The following is a 2,767-nucleotide window of genomic DNA, read 5'->3' as shown; positions in this document are numbered from 1 at the left end:
TAGATGTCGTATTGCAGGAACAGGTTGGCGCTGCCGACCTGCTCGCGAATCGACAGGGCTTGCGCGGTGTTGTTCAGGTAGAAGCCCGGGATGTCGCGGGTGTTGATCGCTTCCATCACCAGTTTGATGCCCGCCGCTTGCAGCTTGTCGGCGGCGTACTTGAGGTTGGCGACGAAGGTCTTCTCGACAGTGGCATCGTCCACGCCTTGCGGACGAATGCCGGCCAGGCAGTTGACCTGGGAGTTGCCCAGCACTTGCGCGTAAGCGATGGCCAGGTCGACTCCGGCGCGGAATTCTTCAACCCGGTCCGGCAGGCATGCGATACCGCGTTCGCCCTTGGCCCAGTCACCGGCCGGCAGATTGAACAGCACTTGGGTCAGACCGTTGGCGTCGAGCCTGGCCTTGATTTCGGCCGAGCTGAAGTCGTACGGGAACAGGTATTCGACACCACTGAAACCGGCCTTGGCGGCGGCGTCGAAACGGGCAAGGAAATCCTGTTCGGTGAACAGCATGGACAGGTTGGCTGCGAAACGCGGCATGGTGGTCTCCCGTTTTAGGTTCTCGTTCCCATGCTCTGCGTGGGAATGCCTCAATGGACGCTCTGCGTCCGCTTTGGGACGCAGAGCGTCCCGGGCTGCATTCCCACGCAGAGCGTGGGAACGATCATTCAGAGCGGTCAGCAGTTAATCAAGCAACGAAATCGCCGTTGGCGCATCGTTGCCGACCAGCGCCAGGTCTTCGAATTCGTTGACGGCGTTGATCTCGGTGCCCATGGAAATGTTGGTCACGCGTTCCAGAATAATCTCAACGATGACGGGCACCTTGAACTCTTCGATCAGTTCCTGAGCCCTGCGCAGGGCAGGCTGGATCTGAGCCGGTTCGAACACACGCAGTGCCTTGCAACCGAGGCCTTCGGCAACCGCGACGTGGTCGACACCGTAACCGTTGAGTTCCGGCGCGTTGAGGTTATCGAAGGACAGCTGCACGCAGTAATCCATGTCGAAACCGCGCTGTGCCTGACGAATCAGACCCAGGTACGAGTTGTTTACCACAACATGAATGTACGGCAGCTTGAACTGCGCGCCCACTGCCAATTCTTCGATCATGAACTGGAAGTCATAGTCCCCCGACAGGGCCACGACTTTACGGTTCGGATCAGCCTTGACCACACCCAGCGCTGCCGGAATGGTCCAGCCGAGCGGGCCGGCCTGACCGCAGTTGATCCAGTGACGCGGTTTGTAGACGTGCAGGAACTGCGCGCCGGCAATCTGCGACAGACCGATGGTGCTGACGTAGCAAGTGTCTTTGCCGAACACCTGGTTCATCTCTTCGTAAACGCGCTGCGGCTTGACCGGCACGTTGTCGAAGTGAGTCTTGCGTTGCAGGCTGGCCTTGCGCTGCTGGCAATCCTGCAACCAGGCACTGCGGTTCTTCAGTTTGCCGGCGGCTTGCCATTCGCGAGCGACTTCGATGAACACGGTCAGCGCGGCGGCAGCGTCGGAAACGATGCCCAGGTCCGGGGTGAACACGCGGCCGATCTGCGTGCCTTCGATGTCGACGTGAATGAACTTGCGGCCTTCGGTATAGACATCGACCGAACCGGTATGACGGTTGGCCCAGCGGTTACCAATGCCCAGGACTACGTCGGATTTCAGCATCGTTGCGTTTCCGTAACGGTGCGAGGTTTGAAGGCCGACCATGCCGACCATCAGTGGGTGATCGTCCGGGATCGTACCCCAGCCCATCAGGGTCGGGATGACCGGGATACCGGTCAGCTCGGCGAATTCCACCAGCAGGTCACTGGCGTCGGCATTGATGATCCCGCCACCGGCTACCAGCAATGGGCGTTCGGCCTGATCCAGCAAGGCCAGAGCCTTCTCGACCTGGACGCGACTGGCGGTCGGCTTGGCCAGCGGCAGTGGCTGGTAAGCGTCGATGTCGAATTCGATTTCAGCCATCTGCACGTCGAACGGCAGGTCGATCAGCACAGGACCAGGGCGGCCGGAGCGCATTTCATAAAAGGCTTTCTGGAACGCGTAGGGCACCTGGCCCGGTTCGAGAACGGTGGTTGCCCATTTGGTCACTGGCTTGACGATGCTGGTGATGTCGACAGCCTGGAAGTCTTCCTTGTGCATACGGGCGCGGGGTGCTTGCCCGGTGATGCAGAGGATTGGAATCGAGTCGGCCGAGGCGCTGTAGAGCCCGGTGACCATGTCGGTGCCGGCAGGGCCGGAAGTACCGATGCACACGCCGATGTTGCCGGCCTTGGTGCGGGTGTAACCCTCGGCCATGTGCGAGGCGCCTTCAACGTGGCGAGCGAGTACGTGATCGATGCCGCCGACCTTTTGCAGGGCGGAGTACAGCGGGTTGATGGCAGCACCCGGGATGCCAAAAGCGGTATCAACCCCTTCACGGCGCATCACCAGAACGGCGGCTTCGATTGCTCTCATTTTGCTCATGGTTTTGTGCCTCTTTACGTTTTGTAATTGTATACAAGTGGCTTTGCGCAGAGTGTATTCACGGCGGACGGCGCAGGTCAATCCATTTTCTCAAGCGCTCGTTTCATTCGTCGGAAGCCCGTTCTACTGTGGCTTTTCGTCGCATGTGGCGCTTTTCGATAATTATTGTATACAAAAAAATAATTCATTGTGTTCTATTTGTGGCATCGGACTGCGGCACAACGGCGCAGTCCCACGGCTTTCCGAAAAACAAAATGAGGACGGCACCATGAGCGCTTTAACCTTGAAAGTCGCAGTCAACCTGGTCA

Annotated in this window: 3 protein-coding genes; 1 reads left to right on the top strand and 2 read right to left on the bottom strand. The window is 59.0% G+C overall.

Annotation, left to right across the window (positions count from 1 at the left end):
- Together D8U18_RS03515 and gcl are read right to left on the bottom strand one after the other, a co-directional pair.
- A partial coding sequence (locus tag D8U18_RS03515) for a TIM barrel protein (RefSeq protein WP_131107032.1) occupies positions 1-539 on the bottom strand: 539 nt, incomplete at its 3' end.
- A 144-nt stretch (positions 540-683) separates the two neighbouring features.
- Positions 684-2,459, bottom strand: coding sequence for a glyoxylate carboligase (gene gcl, locus D8U18_RS03510; protein WP_131107031.1), 1,776 nt, complete (start codon positions 2,457-2,459; stop codon positions 684-686).
- 37 nt (positions 2,460-2,496) lie between these two features.
- Here gcl and D8U18_RS28850 point away from each other — a divergent pair.
- Positions 2,497-2,767: hypothetical protein (locus D8U18_RS28850; RefSeq protein ID WP_206663163.1), on the top strand; the 271-nt coding region annotated here is incomplete at its 3' end.

It is taken from the genome of Pseudomonas sp. Sample_10 (assembly GCF_004321495.1).
In the GTDB taxonomy this organism is placed as follows: domain Bacteria; phylum Pseudomonadota; class Gammaproteobacteria; order Pseudomonadales; family Pseudomonadaceae; genus Aquipseudomonas.
The sequence above is the reverse complement of the archived record's forward strand: the minus strand, read 5'-3'. Positions and strand labels throughout refer to the sequence as shown.

Coding starts and splice junctions, on each gene's coding strand:
- gcl (WP_131107031.1), bottom strand. CDS start 2,459: ATGAGCAAAATGAGAGCAATCGAAGCCGCCGTTCTGGTGATGCGCCGT.